Origin of the sequence: Stieleria sedimenti (genome assembly GCF_025060895.1) — a bacterium.
Lineage (GTDB): Bacteria > Planctomycetota > Planctomycetia > Pirellulales > Pirellulaceae > Stieleria > Stieleria sedimenti.
The window spans coordinates 24716-40901 of the sequence record NZ_JANZKV010000205.1; the positions used below are offsets into that span (position 1 = coordinate 24716).

General features: G+C 60.0%; 7 protein-coding genes. 6 read left to right on the top strand and 1 reads right to left on the bottom strand.

What is annotated here, in order from left to right; translation table 11 throughout:
- Window positions 1-172: 172 nt before the first annotated feature.
- From NZK35_RS25030 to NZK35_RS25045, 4 genes are all read left to right on the top strand, one after another.
- Window positions 173-928, top strand: coding sequence for a creatininase family protein (locus NZK35_RS25030; protein ID WP_259635260.1), 756 nt, complete (start codon window positions 173-175; stop codon window positions 926-928).
- Window positions 921-2195, top strand: coding sequence for an MFS transporter (locus NZK35_RS25035; protein ID WP_259635261.1), 1275 nt, complete (start codon window positions 921-923; stop codon window positions 2193-2195). Before NZK35_RS25030 ends, NZK35_RS25035 begins: the two co-directional genes overlap by 8 nt.
- On the top strand, window positions 2170-3498 hold the full coding sequence (locus tag NZK35_RS25040; protein ID WP_259635262.1) for a hypothetical protein: 1329 nt from the start codon (window positions 2170-2172) through the stop codon (window positions 3496-3498). Before NZK35_RS25035 ends, NZK35_RS25040 begins: the two co-directional genes overlap by 26 nt.
- A 114-nt stretch (window positions 3499-3612) precedes the next feature.
- Window positions 3613-5547 (top strand): SHD1 domain-containing protein, encoded by a 1935-nt coding sequence (locus tag NZK35_RS25045; RefSeq protein WP_259635263.1) that lies wholly within the window; start codon window positions 3613-3615, stop codon window positions 5545-5547.
- 39 nt (window positions 5548-5586) lie between these two features.
- Here NZK35_RS25045 and NZK35_RS25050 read toward each other — a convergent pair whose 3' ends face one another.
- Complete coding sequence (locus NZK35_RS25050) at window positions 5587-8580, bottom strand: sulfatase-like hydrolase/transferase (RefSeq protein WP_259635264.1); 2994 nt, start codon at window positions 8578-8580, stop codon at window positions 5587-5589.
- Between the two features lie 171 nt (window positions 8581-8751).
- Here NZK35_RS25050 and NZK35_RS25055 point away from each other — a divergent pair, with 171 nt between their 5' ends.
- Both NZK35_RS25055 and NZK35_RS25060 read left to right on the top strand, forming a co-directional pair.
- The gene (locus NZK35_RS25055; protein WP_259635265.1) at window positions 8752-13296 is read left to right on the top strand and encodes a DUF6797 domain-containing protein; all 4545 of its coding nucleotides are present in this window, start codon (window positions 8752-8754) and stop codon (window positions 13294-13296) included.
- A gap of 103 nt (window positions 13297-13399) precedes the next feature.
- Window positions 13400-15823 (top strand): glycoside hydrolase family 2 protein, encoded by a 2424-nt coding sequence (locus tag NZK35_RS25060; protein WP_259635266.1) that lies wholly within the window; start codon window positions 13400-13402, stop codon window positions 15821-15823.
- The last annotated feature ends 363 nt before the right edge of the window (window positions 15824-16186 follow it).

Genomic DNA, 16186 nt, shown 5'->3' on the forward strand with positions numbered 1-16186 from the left:
TGCTTAGGGCCACCTCTCCATCCATCGAAATTCTATCGACAATCGGTCTTTTCGACCATCGTCAACACGGCGGGGCACAATGCCGGTTAGAATCTCCAGCCTGCGTCGCAACTTCGCCCCGCCGGCAGTGCGACCCCCGCCTTCCCTGTTCCCCTTCCTCCGATCGCCCACCATGGAACTCGCTCATCTGACTTGGCCGGTTGTCGATGCGCTCGATCGCAACACACCGGTCATCATTCCCGTCGCGGCGTTGGAGCAACATGGTCGGCACATGCCCGTCTTTACCGACAGCATGTTGCTGGGAGAAATCGTGGCGCGTGCGGATCAATCGTTGGCCGAATCCGTCTTGGTGGCGCCGTTGATGTGGCTCGGCAATTCGCACCACCACATGGATTTTCCCGGCACGCTCTCGGCCGACCCACGCGTCTACCTCGACTTGTTGAGCGGCCTGGTGGATAACTTGATCCGCCACGGGTTCCGCCGCATCGTGATCTTGAACGGTCATGGTGGCAACGACGTGCCGGCGCGACAGGTGATCTTTGAATTGCGGCAACGTTATCGAGACCGCCAAGACTTGTTGCTGCTGGCGGCCACCTACTGGCACCTGGCCGATCCGTCGTCCCAGCTGGCCGGTTTGCGGCAGAACGAAATGGGTCACGCGTGTGAATGGGAAACGTCGATGATCCTGCGACTGGCACCGCAACTGGTTCACGATCACACGCAGGTCGCCGAGATCCCGTTCGGCAATCCCTTCCTGCCCGCGTCGCGGGCCTGGACGATGCCCGATCGCTCCGCCCCCGGACACGTCGGCGACCCGGCCGCCGCGACCGCGGAAAAGGGCGAACAGCTGCTTCAACTCTTCGCCGACGCGGTGGTCGGTTTCATTGAACGCGTCGCCGGATGGGATGGCCAATCTTGGGATGGATGAATCCAAACACACGCTCGACTCAGCCCCGGCAGACGAGGCGGCGCCATCGGTCAGCCCCGTCCGGATCGCACTGATCTGTGGCCTGTTGCTGCTCGCCTCGGCGCTCAACTATCTCGATCGCCAGACGCTGGCCAGTGCGTCGGCGCGGATCATGCAGGAGTTTGATCTGGTCAACGAGCAGTACGGTGATATTGAAGCCGTCTTCGGATACGGGTTCGTGATCGGATCGATCGTGTTCGGCGTGCTCGCCGACTTGGTCCCCGTCCGCTGGTTGTATCCCGTCGTCGTGATTTCATGGTCCACGGTGACCGCGGCCACGGCGTTGGCGAGCGGGTATCAAGATCTGCTTTGGCTGCGACTGCTGCTCGGCGTGTTCGAAGCGGGGCACTGGCCGTGTGGCGTGCGCGTGGTCCGCAGTTTGACGCGGGCCCGCGGCCGAACGATGGGCAACGGCTTGCTGCAAAGCGGGACTTCGATCGGAGCGGTCGCTGCGCCGCTGATCATGCTGGCGTTGTTGACCGACGACGTCGGCAGTTGGCGACCGGCGTTTGCGATCGTCGGCGGGATCGGCATCTTGTGGGTGTCCGCCTGGTTTGGGATCGTTCGATCGACGGATCTGGCAGCCGACGCCGTGCAACGCAAACAAGCCACACCCTGGCGTGTGTTGCTGCAACGACGCATGGTCGTGGTGCTGATCATCGTCTGCCTGATCAACACGACGTGGCAGTTGTTTCGCGCCTGGTTGCACCTGTTCCTTCAAGAAGGTCGTGACTACACCGAAACCCATACCCTGCTGTTCAATTCCGCCTGGTTCGCCGCGACCGATGTCGGATGCCTCGGCGTCGGAGCGGTCGTGTTGTGGTTGTGCGCGAAAGGTTTCACGCCGACACGCTCACGACAGATGGTTTTCACCGCCTGTGCCGTGCTCTGCCTGACGATGCTCACCCTGCCACTGTTGCCCAAGGGGTGGGTGCTGTTGGCCGTGCTGTTGTTCGGCGGAGCGGGGGCGCTGGGCATGTTTCCGCTCTATCACGCCTTCACGCAAGACATTTCCGGCAAACACCAAGGCAAGATCACCGGGATCGCCGGGGTGACGGCTTGGTTCCTGGTTCCGCCCACCCAGAAACTGTTCGGCCGGCTCGTCGACGTGACCGGTTCCTACGACCTGGGCCTGGCGGCGGCCTCGTGTTTGCCCGCCATCGCCGCGATCATTCTTTGGATTTTTTGGAGAGACGTTCCTGATGAATCGACACCCCTGGAAGATTGACCGCCGCGGTTTCCTGGCTCGGACCGGCACAAAAACGCTGTTCGGATTTGGCGCCTTCGGTTTCACGCGGGGAATGGTCGGTCCACAGCCGACGGTTTCGGCCGACTCGCCTGCGGTCACCGGCCGGCGTCCCAAGATCGCGTTCCTGGGCACCGTCGTGCGACGGCACTCGCACGCCCAACACTTTCTCGATCGCCACACGCTGGGATACAGTTGGAACGGCGGATGGCAACAACCGCGCGTCGATGTCGCGTCGGTATTCATCGACCAGTTTCCCGACGACGATCTCGGCCGCGAGCGGGTCAAACGCCACGGTCTGCGACTGTTCCCGACGATCGAAGAAGCCCTCACGCTGGGCGGCGAAACCTTGGCCGTCGACGGCGTGGTCGTGATCGGCGAACACGGCGATTACCCACGCAACGAAAAAGGACAACATCTCTATCCACGCTACGATTGGTTCAAACGTATCGTCAACGTCTTTCAGCAAAGTGAACGTAGCGTGCCGGTCTTCAACGACAAACACTTGTCGACGGACTGGGAGGAATGCGTCGAAATGGTGGACGATTCGCGACGTCTGGGGTTCCCGTTGCTCGCAGGGTCCTCGCTTCCCGTCACGCGACGTCTTCCCGCAATCGACATGCCCTACGGCGCGGCGCTGAAAGAGAGTGTTTGCGTGGCCTATGGCGGCATCGACAGCTACGACATCCATGCGTTGGAAACCGCCCAGTGCATGTCCGAGCGCCGCGGCGGAGGGGAAACGGGCGTCAAACGAATCCACGCCTTGCGGGGCGCCAACCTTTGGGACCGGTTGGCATCGGATGATTGCCGTCGGACGAGAAAGCTTGTCGTCGCCGCGCTCACTCGCAGTCACAATCTGCCGGTCGAAGGCGGGTTCCCGACCGACGTCCCGTCGATCGACTGGATGCGTCAGACCATGCCACAGACGACGGGCTACTTGATCGAGCACCTCGACGGGCTGCGGACGACCATGCTGCTGACCGGGATTCGCGACTTCAATTACGCCGGCATGCTCGCCGACGACACGCTCGTTTCCTGCCAAATGTACTTGCCCATGCCCGGTCACGGATCGACCACCGCCGACTTTTTTAATCCGCTCGTCCGCCATCTCGAAACGACGATGATCGAAGGCAGAACGCCGTATCCGATCGAACGCACGTTGCTCACGTCCGGGATGGTGATCGGCGGCGTCGATAGCCTGCACGCCGGCGAAAAAGCGATCGACACCCCGCACCTGGACGTCGCCTACACCGCCTCCAAAGCCTCAACCTTCTGGCACAACTAGTGGCGTAAGCTTCCAGCTTGCGTTTCGGTCCGTCTGTGTTTGGCACGACACCGCGATGATGGTGTATCCTGAGTTCGATGACTGTCTTGTTGCCCTTGTCGAGAATCCCGACTCATGCGAACACGTCACCTCAGAGACTGCGTTTTTGTTGTCACGTTCACCGTCTGCATCGCACTGCTTGTCTCACCGGGTCGCGCCGATGAGCCACGAACTTGGACCGATTCGACCGGCAAGTTTCGCGTCACGGCAAGTTTGATCCAGGTCCAAGACGAAGTGGTCTTTTTGAAGACCGACACCGGCAAGACGCTGAAAATCCCAGTCGCGCGACTCAGTCAGGCCGACCGAGATTTTTTGAATGCCGGCGAAAATCCGTTTGAAATGGTCGATGCCGAACCGAGTCCTCGCGTCCGTGTTCCGGCCGCTCCGGCGAACACCGGCAACCCGTCGATGTCGGCGTGGACCCATCCGCCGGCGATCAATTGGGACAGTGTGCCGACGATGGACCCAGGTTTCGGTGAGAGTCAGTGGAACTACACGCCGCCGGTCAACAACGCGTTACCGTTTGAAACGAAAGCCGCCTCGCTGCCGGCGAAAGCAAACTTCTTTGAAGGCATGCGGCGTTTACAGATCAACCCGTTGGCCGCACGCTGTGTCGCAGGTTACACGTGGACGTTCAGCACGCCAAAACCGCTCAGCCGTATCTCGTTGGTGGATTTGCCCTCGGGCAAGGCAATCAATTCCGAACCGGTCGAGTGCAACATGTGCCCGCTGACGGTGCTCAATGACGGCAAAACCGTGTTGATGCAAGGAACCGGCGGCGACCGGGACGGTTTTGAAACCGGTGACCAACTTCAACTCTGGACGTTGACCGGCACCAAGGTCACGCGTTCAGGCATCTGGGTGCCTTTCCCAGCCGACAAGAAGGCGTTCGGAAAAACGACCCATGCGCGTCCGATCAAAGCCGTACCGATCGCAAACAACCTCCTGATACTTCTCAGCGACAGCGGACACCTCGCCTGCTTTGATCTGGCAACGTTGAATCCGATCTGGCACGCACGCCTGTCACAGAATTTCGCGGTCACGTGCACCACCGATCGACAGCAGATGTTCGTGCTCGATGAACACACTCTGATGTTGGTTGATCCGTTGACCGGTCAAGCCAAAGGCAGCATGCAACTGGAAGGGAAACCGCGTCTGGGGTGGACCAAGATGCAACTGAATGAAAGCGGCGACCAAATGTTGATTTCGTTCGTCAACAACTTGCGGATCATGGACCTGAAGACGGGCGAAACCATTGATGAATATTCGCGCGAGGGCGGAGCTCCGATTGCGCCGAACGGCCTCAGTTATCCGGCACCCGATTACGCCTTGCTGGACAACCATTTGCTGTTGCACATTCCGTCGCGAATCACCGTCTGTGATTACAAGGACGCGGCGGTGATCACGTCGGTCGGCGGAACCGAGTTTGTGGGGTTGCTCTCTGACGGCGGCGGGCTGATCGTTCCGACTTCGATCCCCCACCCCAAAGCGACCGAAGTCCTGCGGCAAGCCGTGGATGATCCGAGCGTGTTTTTGATCCATCCCGGTGTCAACGTTGCGATGGATGTCAGCGGCGTCCCCGACAAATACCGCGCGGAGGTCGAACAGAATCTGAAAAATGCCATTTCAAAAGCCGGATACAAATTGAGCAACGGTGCCGCGATCAAGATCAAGGCGGCCATCAGCGGCCCCAAGAACGAAGCCGTTTCTTACATCGCCCGGGGAGCCTATGTGGCGAAGGTTTACCAATCGACGCTCACGATCGAAAGTGACGGCACCAAGGCTTGGTCGCGGTCCGGCAGCAACATTCCCATGATGCTGCAAACGAAACGTGGACAGTCGATTCAAGAGAAATTGGACGAACTGGGAAAACGTCCCAACACGTCCTTCTTCGAAACCGTCGCGCTACCAAAATTGCTACAAGCACCGACGAAATCATCGTCAGGCAACACCCAAAACGCGCTGCTGGTTTCTAAGTTCACGCTGCGCGGGTTGGTGGATTCTGAATGAGACCCGCTTCGGCGCTTGCGTATGGTGCACATCGGACGTTCAATCCTTCGCGTCACTCACGGTGAAATCAGAGAACACGGCGTGCGTGTCGACGACGCGTAGTCCCACGCTGCCCGATCGATAGGTTTCATCCAAGAGCGAAACACGCTGCCGGCCGTTGTGCGTGACCGTGATCTGGTTGCCCTTCATTTGGACGCGTAACGCTTGGGGCTGCGTGACATCGATCTGAGTGGATGCCCGCGCCAGCTCGATCCAGGCAGATCCGTTCATCTTGCCGACGATCACCAACCCGGTCTTCGGAATCAACCCGGCAAAGTAGCCACGCTGGGCATCGTAGCCGACCGCCGGACCGCTGCAGCGAAACAAAACGCCGGCATCGCGAGCATTCGCTTCGCCTTGAAAGTCGATCATGACGTCAACGACACAATCTGCGGGGCACGGATCATCGAGCACCACTTTTTCGCCGCTGCGGTAGTCGTTGATCGGATCACGGGGAATGCGTCCCAGATGCAGTCCCTCCGGTCCGACTTCGATCAACTGATGATGCCCAAAGAAAGACCAGGTCGCATCGCCCGCGTCGTCACCGAACAAACGAATCGGTAACACAAGTTCTTGAGGTTTTTCCCCGGAGGGCCGATCCAGCCACTCGCCGGCCCGGATCGGAGACTCCAGAAACGGAAATCCCCGCCGCCCCACCTTCATCGGCTGGACGTAAACGGCGCGACGCCAGCCGGGGTTGCGATCTCGCTTGGCATGAAACACGTGCCACCACTGGCGGTCGTCCAACGATGGGACAAAACACGAATGCCCGACTCCATAGACGTCCCGTGTGCCCTCGAACAATGGCTTGTCACGCTTGGTCCACGAAGCGGGATCCAGCGGATCGCCCCCGGTAAACTCCAAAATGCCCAACTTGTACGTCGGCAACCAAGAGGCACCACACGAGTACACGATTGAGGTTTTGTTTTTCGATTGAAACACCTGCGGGCCTTCATTCAACCCACGCCCGGATTGCTCCGGTTCGGTCAGCTCCCAGCGGTAGTCGTCGTTGTCGCACAGCCGGACTCGCGGGCCGCCCAATTCGGTCGGCGAGGCGAGCGGGGCGATGTACAGGTACTGTCGATCGGTTCCGGGCGCATCCCAACCCGACCAGACGGCGTAGCGTTTTTCGCCATGCGTCAACACCGTCATGTCGATGGCCCAGACGTTGGGCGAAGCACCGTCCTGGCCGTCACCGGTGGCCATCGGCCCGAACAGCTCGTACTCGCCCAGCGGGTCCTGATCCTTGGACTTCAGCACATACGTCAGATGGTTCCGGTTCTGGCCATCGGAGGCGGCAAAGTAGACGTACCAATGACCGTCCAAGTGGTGCAGTTCCGGCGCCCAGATCTCGCGCGAATAGGGGCCGGACTGCGGTGCCGTCCAAACGATGTTCGGCTTGCCCATCGACGTCAATCGATCACTGGCCTGAATCGAGATCGCCCGGTTGCCGTGGGAAAGGCACCAGAGGTAACGCGTCTGATTCGGATCACGCGTCACCCAGGGATCGGCGCCCTCACCGATCGGGTTGACGAATTGATCGAGCGGAACCGAACCGACGCGTTGGTGCCCCGACCAGTTCGGATCCCCCGCGTCAACGGGCAGCGTCGCATTCCAGTCCATCAGCGAGCGCCGCAAGCGATCGGCGACGTCGGGATGTTGTTTCGCGAGATTGTTCGATTCCGAAGCGTCGGCTTGAAGATCATAAAGCTGTGGATCGCTGCCATCGTAGTTGACCAAGAACTTCCACTTGCCGTCGCGGACGGCCAAGTCCGGATTGTCTTCACGCGCCGTCCCCGGACGATCGGGGGGCCGTCGCCAGAAAATCGGTTCGCTTCGGCTTTCCCGTTGATCCCCCAGCAGGGTCGATGAAAGATCCTGGCCATCGAAGGAGACGCCGTCCGGCGGATCGGTTTGGGTCAGAGAATAAAGCGACCGATTGACGTCCAAGGCACAGAGGACGGATTCGTTGTTGGTGCGGCCGGCCACACCCTCGGCCAACAGTCCCGGCCCCCAAACAATCAACGGCGATCGCACGCCCCCTTCGTAAAGCCACGTTTTGGCGCCACGTAGCGGATCCGACGCCCCCGCGCCTTCTTCGTGCCCATTGTCGGACATGACCAGGATCAGCGTGTTCTCGCGCAGTGAACTGTCGTTGCGAATGCGGTCGAATAACTTGGCAAGTTGTTGGTCCATCGCATCGAGCACCGCGTAGTAAAGGGCCCGCTTGGACTCGTCCGTTTTGTCTCGAAGGACTTCCGGTGGAAAGAACGGCGAATGCACATCGTCGGGCCAAACATTGACGAAGAATGGCTTGCCATCGGATTGTGCTTGATCGATAAACTCAACCGCTTGCTCGACAAACGCGGCCGTCACCACCGAGCGGTCTTCCCAACGAATCGGCCCTCTTCCAAGGTCGGCCGATCCCAGATCATGTTTTTGCGGCGGCTTGCCATTGTAGGCGTCTTTGAGCGGCAGCACTCTCGGCCCCAAGCCTTCAAAATTGGTCAGACTGCGGTCAAATCCATAGGCTTGTATCAGCGGCGCCTCGCCGACATCGCGCTGTCCGCCCATGTGCCACTTGCCGAAGTGTCCGGTCGCGTACCCCGATTGCTGCAAGTGACGGGCGAGCACCGGTGCTTGGGGATCCAGCCACTGCGCCATGCCGCGATCGCGGTTCAGCTTCCGCGCGGCCAGGTACGAACTGATCCGCCAGCGTTGGGGATATTGCCCCGTCGACAGCGCGACGCGCGACGGCGAACAGATCGGTGAATTGACGTAAAAGTTAGTGAAGCGAATCCCTTCGGACGCCAACGCATCGATGTTCTCCGTCCAGGTCCGTGTTCCGCCGTAGCAGGACAGGTCGGACCACCCCATGTCGTCGATGAACACCGTGACGACGTTCGGCCGATGATTCGCCAACACGCTCGAGGGTGCAAACGCGATCGAGAACAAAAACAGGCATCCGAGCCACCTGGTGAATTGTCGTTTCATGGATTACTAAAAAAAAGGAATGAATCGTCCGATCCCACCACAGTCTACCTGGTGTCAAAAGGACCGTCGTCCCTGCGATCGAATTGCCTGCCGCAACCAGAGACGTGGTTTACAATGGCCGAAAGAAAACGAAATCGGCTTCCAACCAATCTGTGCAACACTGAATCATCCATGGCCCCTCTACGAGTCCTGTTGACGATCCTACTCGGCGTCGCCGTCACCACGCAATGTTTCGCCGAGACGCCCGCCAATCTTCGCGACGAAAATCTGGTTGCCTGGTGCATCGTTCCCTTTGACTCGCAAAAGCGCGGGCCGGCCGAGCGTGCCGAGATGGTCCGACGGCTCGGATTGCGCCGTGTCGCCTACGATTGGCGTGCCGAACATGTGCCGACGTTCGAAGAAGAAATCCTGCAATACAAAAAACACGGGATCGAATACTTCGCATTTTGGGGTGCACACGACGAGGCGCTGGAACTGTTCCAAAAACATGGCTTGCGCCCGCAGATCTGGCAGATGCTCGGTTCGATCGAAGGTGCGACGCAAGCGGATCGCATCAAAACCGCCGCGTCCCGGTTGCTGCCACTGGTCGAGCAGACACGCAAGCTGGGCAGCAAACTCGGACTGTACAACCACGGCGGCTGGGGCGGCGAACCGGAGAACATGATCGCGGTCTGCGACTACCTGCGAGAGCATCACGACGCCCACCATGTCGGCATTGTTTACAACCTCCACCATGGTCACGGGCACATCGACGACTTTGCCGCTGTTCTCAATCAACTCAAGCCCTACCTTTTGTGCCTGAATCTGAACGGCATGACCCGGGACGGTGATCAGCGTGGCCAGAAAATACTGCCGCTGGGCGAAGGCGAATTCGATGTCCAACTGCTCGCCGCCGTCCGTGATTCCGGCTACGACGGCCCCGTCGGCCTGATCGGTCACACGCAGGATGACGTGGAACTTCGACTGCGAGACAACCTCGACGGTTTGCATTGGTTGCTGCCACAAATCGACGGCCAGCCTGCCGGCCCCAAGCCGACACTCCGTACGTTTTCACCCGAGACAGCACCTCCCAAACGAGCATCCGGCAGCGTCGGATCATTGATCGACGGCCGCCCGGAATACCGACGACCGCCGATCACCGTCGAATGCCGCGTCACGTTGCCCGATGCAAACGGGTACAACATCCTCGTCGCCAACGACACCAAACGATCGGGCGACCATTGGGAGATATTCTCCAATAATGGTACCGGCAACTTCACCGCCTACCTGCCCGGGATGCAACCCGATCACGTCCATTCCCAGGCGATGATCTGTGATGCCAAGCCCCATACCGTGTCGATGATTTACCAGCCGAATCGTTTGCGATTGCTCGTCGATGGCAAGCCGGTGGCCGATCAGCCGATCCGATCGACAGGCCGCGATGGCCGTGCGGACAAGTTGGCGATCGGTCGATTGGTCGAAGGAGGAATCGGCTGTCGCGGCCAAGTCCACTGGGTTCGCATTTCCGAGGGCGTACGAGACATCCCCGCCGATCCGGTGGTCGATGCCACCCAAGACGACACGACGCTGTTGTTGTGGCGCAGTGAGGAAACCTCACCGCGCGGCGGGGCGCAAGGGCCGCAACCAGACACTGCGCGGCTGGACTTCAAGAACCGAGACTACTCGCCCGCGTTGGTCTCCGCGTTGGTCGAAAAAGCCCGTGCCGATGGTGATCCGCATCGAGGCCTGCTGACGTTTGCCAATGCCAACTCGGCGTGCCTGTCCTGTCATCGCATCGGTCCCCACGGCGGCAGCGTCGGTCCCGAGTTGACGTCGATCGGCAAGCAACGCAAACCCGAGGAACTGGTCGAATCGGTGCTCTGGCCGAAACGACAGATCCCACCCGAATACGTCGCCCATCTGGTCCTCGACGATTCCGGTCAGACCCACCAAGGCTACCTGGTGCGTCAGGACCATCGCGAACTCGTGCTTCGCGATCCCTCGGCCAATCAACCGACCGAGACGGCGATCCCGATCGACGAGATCGCGTTACAGCGAGAGGTCGGCACGCTGATGCCCGACAATTTGGCCGGTGCGATGTCCCGCGAAGACCTTAGCGGTCTGTTGCGATTCTTGTTCACCTTGGGGACCGAGGAGGGCTTGCCGATCGCGGAGATGGAAACGCTGCTCCTACACGCCCAGACACACTCGCATGGACCGGCGGAGTTTCCGATCGAGCGACGACCGCTAGCCCCCGAACATTGGCCCAGCTGGCAACACGACGTCAATCGCGATCGGGTGTATGACTTCTACGCCAAACAAGCGAACTTCTTCCGTCAACAAGCCGCCGTCCCGCCGTTGCTGGCCGAGTACCCCGGGCTCGACGGCGGCGATCAGGGTCACTGGGGAAACCAAAACGACACCACCTGGGCCAACGACCGCTGGAACCAGACCGAACTCGGCAGCCTGATGTGCGGTGTGTTCCGCGTCGGCAAGACGACCCTCCCTCGCGGCGTGTGCGTGCGTCTCGGCGACCACGGCGAACTCGCAACCTGTTTCAACCCCGACACGTTGACGTACGATGCCGTTTGGCGCGGCGGTTTTGTCAAGTTCTCCTCGCACCGGCACGGCTTCTTGGACGGGCTGAGGATCGACGGTGAACTGCTCAGCAAGCCGCGGCAAAAGAAACCCGACCCACCGTTTCAATACCTGGGCTTTTACCGACTCGGCGATCGAGTCGTGTTTGCCTATCGCATCGGCGAAGAAACGTTCCTCGACGCGCCCGATGTGAAAAACGGACAGTTCGTCCGCGTCGTCGCGCCGGCAGAAGAACATCCGCTACGTCATCACATAAAGAACGCGCCGACCCAATGGCCGCAAACGATCGAAACCGAAATCCGATTCGGTACGACGAAACCCTACGCGGTGGATACGATCGAATTGCCTTCCGAGAACCCCTGGAACGCCTTGTTGTTCTGCGGCGGCCATGCCTTTTTGCCGGATGGTTCCGCGTTGGTTTGCACGATGCAAGGCGACGTCTGGCGCGTGACCGGCATCGAATCCCCTTCGACCAAGGCGACCTGGCGACGGTTCGCGTCCGGGCTGCACCATGCCTTGGGCATCGTGGTCGACCAAGACGGAATCTTCGTTTTGGGCCGCGACCAGATCACACGTCTTCACGATCTGAACGGCGACTTCGAAGCGGATTATTACGAATGCTTCAGCAACGCCTTTCGCACGTCGGCTGCCGGACACGATTTCATTTGTGGCTTGCAGCGTGACCGCGACGGAAACTTTTACACCGCGTCGGGGAATCAAGGTTTGGTCCGTATTTCACCGGACGGTCAACGGGCCGACGTGATCGCGACCGGATTTCGCAACCCCGATGGCCTGGGCTTGCTGCCCGACGGAACTGTGACCGTTCCCGCCTCGGAAGGCAGTTGGACTCCCGCTTCGATGATTTGCGCCGTGCCGGTTGAAGCAGTTCCTGGCGATACCGCAGATTCATCGACACGCGCAAACAAGCGTGTGCCGCACTACGGCTACGGCGGGCCCCGCGACGGCCAAACCCCGCAGTTGCCGCTCGCCTATCTGCCGCGCGGACTGGACAATTCCAGCGGCGGCCAGGTGTTTGTTGACAGCGATTCCTGGGGTCCCCTGTCCGGCCAATTGCTACACTTCTCCTTCGGCGCAGGTTCGCATTTTCTGGTGCTTCGTGACCAAGTCAACGGACAAGCCCAAGCCGCGGTGGTGCCGCTGCCCGGGGAATTCCGCTCGGGCGTCCACCGCGGACGATTCAACCCCACCGACGGCCAACTCTACGTGACCGGCATGCAGGGCTGGGGCTCCTACACGACCGACGATGGCTGTTTCCAACGCGTGCGCTACGACGGCGGCGATGCTCAACTGCCGACCGGCTTTCACGTCCATGAAAATGGAATTGTGATTTCGTTTTCGATGCCGTTGGACGCAGCGACGGTCACCGCCCCCGGCAATCACTTCGCACAGACCTGGAACTATCGCTACGGTCCGGGCTATGGCTCCCCCGAGTTCTCGACGCGGCACCCCGGCGTGCGGGGGCACGATCATCTGCCGATCAAGTCCGCCCATGTCCTTGCCGATCACCGAACCGTCTTCCTCGAACTACCCGAACTCCAGCGGACGAATCAATTGCATCTGTCCGTGCAATCGTCGCCCGGTCAGTTTCATCAGTTGTTCATCACGGTTCATGAACTCGACAAGCCCTACGCCGATTTCCCGGGTTACCTGTCGATTGACAAGACGATCGACCCGCATCCGATCCACGCGGACCTTGCCATGGCGACCCGCAGCGTGCCGAACCCGTATCGAAAGAAGCTTGCCGGGGCGCGCCAGATCGAGATCGAAACCGGGACCAACCTGTCCTACGCAATGCGATCGTTTCGGGTCAGCGCTGGTGAACCGATCGCATTGACGCTCTCCAACCCCGACGTTGTCCCGCACAATTGGGCCTTGGCCAAACCCGGGACGATCGAGCGTGTAGGCGTCTTGGCGGACCGATCGATTTCGGATCCCGACGCCGCCCTTCATCATTACATCCCCTCCACCACCGATGTCTTGGCCTACACCGATGTGGTGTTGCCGGGCGAGAAATTCACGGTTTATTTCCGCGTCCCCGCACAACCCGGGCATTATCCCTACCTGTGCACGTTCCCGGGACACTGGAAAGTGATGAACGGGGTGATGATTGTCGAATAGTCTGACAACATCTCTAAACACTCCGACGGCGTGTCTCAGTTTGAAGTGGATTTGGCTTGCTAGAATGCCATCCAAGTCAACCTCTCCCACACGAGACTGCCCCATGCCCCATCGATCGCCACTCGCGACGCACTCAACGTGCCGATCGCGAATCACGCTTCTGCCCCTCGCGTTCCTTCTGTTCACGAGTAGCATCTGTCACGCCCAAGCCGTCCACGACACCTGGCGATACACCCTTGGCAAGCCCGCCGCCGAATGGCAATCGGATTCATTCGATGATTCGGACTGGCAGGAAGCCGGCGGCGGCTTCGGCACCCGAGATACGCCGGGGGCACGCGTCGGAACCGTCTGGGCCACCAACAACATCTGGCTGCGCAAATCATTTGACTTGGCGGCGATTCCCAACAACCCCGCCCTGCTGATTCACCATGACGAAGACGCCGACGTCTTTCTCAACGGAATCCCGATCGGCCAGTTCAAAGGCTATACCACCGAGTACCAAGTCGTTTCCATCGATCGCGCGAAACGATCGGCGCTCAAGCTCGGTCGCAACACCTTGGCCGTCCACTGCCGTCAAACCGGTGGCGGCCAGTTCATCGACGTTCACCTGGTCGACGGTGACAACGTTCCCAAATTGCCCGCTCCGCCACGCGACACCAAACCGTTCCAATCCGAATTGATCACCACCTGGGGCGCAGACGTCACGCCGGAAAATGCGTGGACGGAGTATCCCCGCCCGCAATTGCAACGCGACAACTGGATCAACCTGAATGGCAACTGGGACTATGCGATCACGCCGGTCGAGCAAACCGAGCAACCCAACGGGTGGGACGGCGAGATCCTGGTGCCGTTCTGCTTGGAATCAAAACTCGGCGGCGTGCAGCGACTGCTGGACGCAACCGACGCGCTTTGGTACCGCCGCACGTTTCGGGCAACACCGTCTGCATCAAAACGAGCGCTGCTGAACTTCGAAGCCGTGGATTATCGCTGCGAAGTCTTCGTCAATGGTCAGTCCGTCGGCAAACACCAGGGCGGCAACACGGCGTTCACGTTCGACATCACCGAAGCCTTGCAAGACGGCGACAATGAGTTGGTCGTCCGAGTCGAAGATGAAACCGAAAACTATCAACTGCGGGGCAAACAAACGCTCAACGCACGCGGAATTTGGTACACACAGGTTTCGGGAATCTGGCAAACGGTTTGGTTGGAAGAAGTCTCACCGAACCACATCCGTGATCTGAAAATCGCTACCGACGCCGACACAGGAAGCATCACCGTCACCCCGCTCGTCCAAGGCGATGGCGAAGTCCACGTCGTCGTCAAAGACGGCGACAACGTGGTGGCGGAGGGATCGGGAAACGACGCGATCGAGTTGACGATTGCCGACGCAAAACTCTGGTCGCCCTCGTCACCGCACCTCTACGACATCGAAGCAACCCTGGTCGGCGCCGACGCGGTGACGCTCGACCGAGTTGCGTCCTATGCAGGAATTCGCAACGTCGGCAAAGCCCAAGACGCCGAGGGGAACTGGCGATTCACGCTCAACGGCGACACCATTTTTCACTGGGGACCGCTCGACCAGGGATGGTGGCCCGACGGCTTGCTGACACCTCCGTCCGACGAAGCGATGTTGTTCGATATCGAGTGGCTCCGGGACGCCGGATTCAACATGATTCGCAAGCACATCAAGGTGGAACCGCGTCGATACTATTATCACTGCGACCGACTGGGCATGATGGTTTGGCAGGACCAAGTCAGCGCGGGCAACAATCCCAAGTGGACGCGTTTGCAACCCGATCCAGAAGACGCCGTTTGGCCTGACCAGCATCATCGGCAATTCATGGTCGAACTGGAACGCATGATCGGGCTGCTGGAAAACCATCCGTCGATCGTGGTGTGGGTGCCCTTCAACGAGGCCTGGGGACAACATCGTACGCTCGACGTCGGCAAGTGGACGGTCGATCGCGACCCCTCGCGCTTGGTCAACATCGCCAGCGGCGGCAACTTCTGGCCGGTCGGTGATGTCGTCGACGCCCACGCGTATCCCCACCCCGAATTCCCGTTCGACCAGGGCGCCGGCGGACGCTTCGAGGACTACATCAAAGTCATGGGGGAATTTGGAGGTCACGGCTATCCCGTCAAAGGCCATCTCTGGGATGCCAATCGTCGCAACTGGGGCTATGGCGGGCTGCCGCAAAACGAAGCCGAATACAAGGCCCGCTACGTTACGTCACTGAAGATGCTCAACGAACTGCGTGGGAAAGGCATCGCCGCCGGTGTCTACACCCAGACGACCGACGTGGAAGGTGAGATCAACGGTCTGATGACCTATGATCGCAAGGTCATCAAGATCCCGGCGAAGGAGTTGGCGCGACTGCACACGCTGTTGTTTCAGTCGAGCAAGACCGACGCCACTGCCTTCCCGGACTCAGCATTCATCCCACCGCGTCCACGCGAAGGAATTCAATCACGTGACCTGGGCGAAAACGCGCAAACGATCAACGACACGGAGTCGCCTAAAGGCTAGACACCAACGTGCGCTGGTGTGCAGGCTTTAGCCGCCCATCCTCGCTGCGTGGGACATCGATTGTATAACGGCAGCTTTTGCCAGCTCATTTAGATTCTCTCCCTCTGGGAGAGACGGCGTTTGCGCAGCAAGCAAACGCCAGAGAGGGTTCACGCTGCAAAAGTCTTGGCGCCTTCCGCTACGATCAAATCCGTCACTTATACAATCGACGTTCCGGCGGGATGCCAGCGAGTAGCCAGAGGTCAGCGCAGCGCCACCTCCGGTAATCGGGTCGCCGGGATCGCGACAGCGAGCCGAGCATCCCGGCGGGATGCCAGCGAGTAGCCGGAGGTTAGCGCAGCGCCACCTCCGGGAGGCAAGCCT

What these genes read in the sequence shown, in the direction of transcription:
- NZK35_RS25035 (WP_259635261.1), top strand. Translation starts at nt 921, where the DNA reads ATGGATGAATCCAAACACACGCTCGACTCAGCCCCGGCAGACGAGGCG.
- NZK35_RS25040 (WP_259635262.1), top strand. Translation starts at nt 2,170, where the DNA reads ATGAATCGACACCCCTGGAAGATTGACCGCCGCGGTTTCCTGGCTCGG.
- NZK35_RS25045 (WP_259635263.1), top strand. Translation starts at nt 3,613, where the DNA reads ATGCGAACACGTCACCTCAGAGACTGCGTTTTTGTTGTCACGTTCACC.
- NZK35_RS25030 (WP_259635260.1), top strand. Translation starts at nt 173, where the DNA reads ATGGAACTCGCTCATCTGACTTGGCCGGTTGTCGATGCGCTCGATCGC.
- NZK35_RS25050 (WP_259635264.1), bottom strand. Translation starts at nt 8,580, where the DNA reads ATGAAACGACAATTCACCAGGTGGCTCGGATGCCTGTTTTTGTTCTCG.
- NZK35_RS25060 (WP_259635266.1), top strand. Translation starts at nt 13,400, where the DNA reads ATGCCCCATCGATCGCCACTCGCGACGCACTCAACGTGCCGATCGCGA.
- NZK35_RS25055 (WP_259635265.1), top strand. Translation starts at nt 8,752, where the DNA reads ATGGCCCCTCTACGAGTCCTGTTGACGATCCTACTCGGCGTCGCCGTC.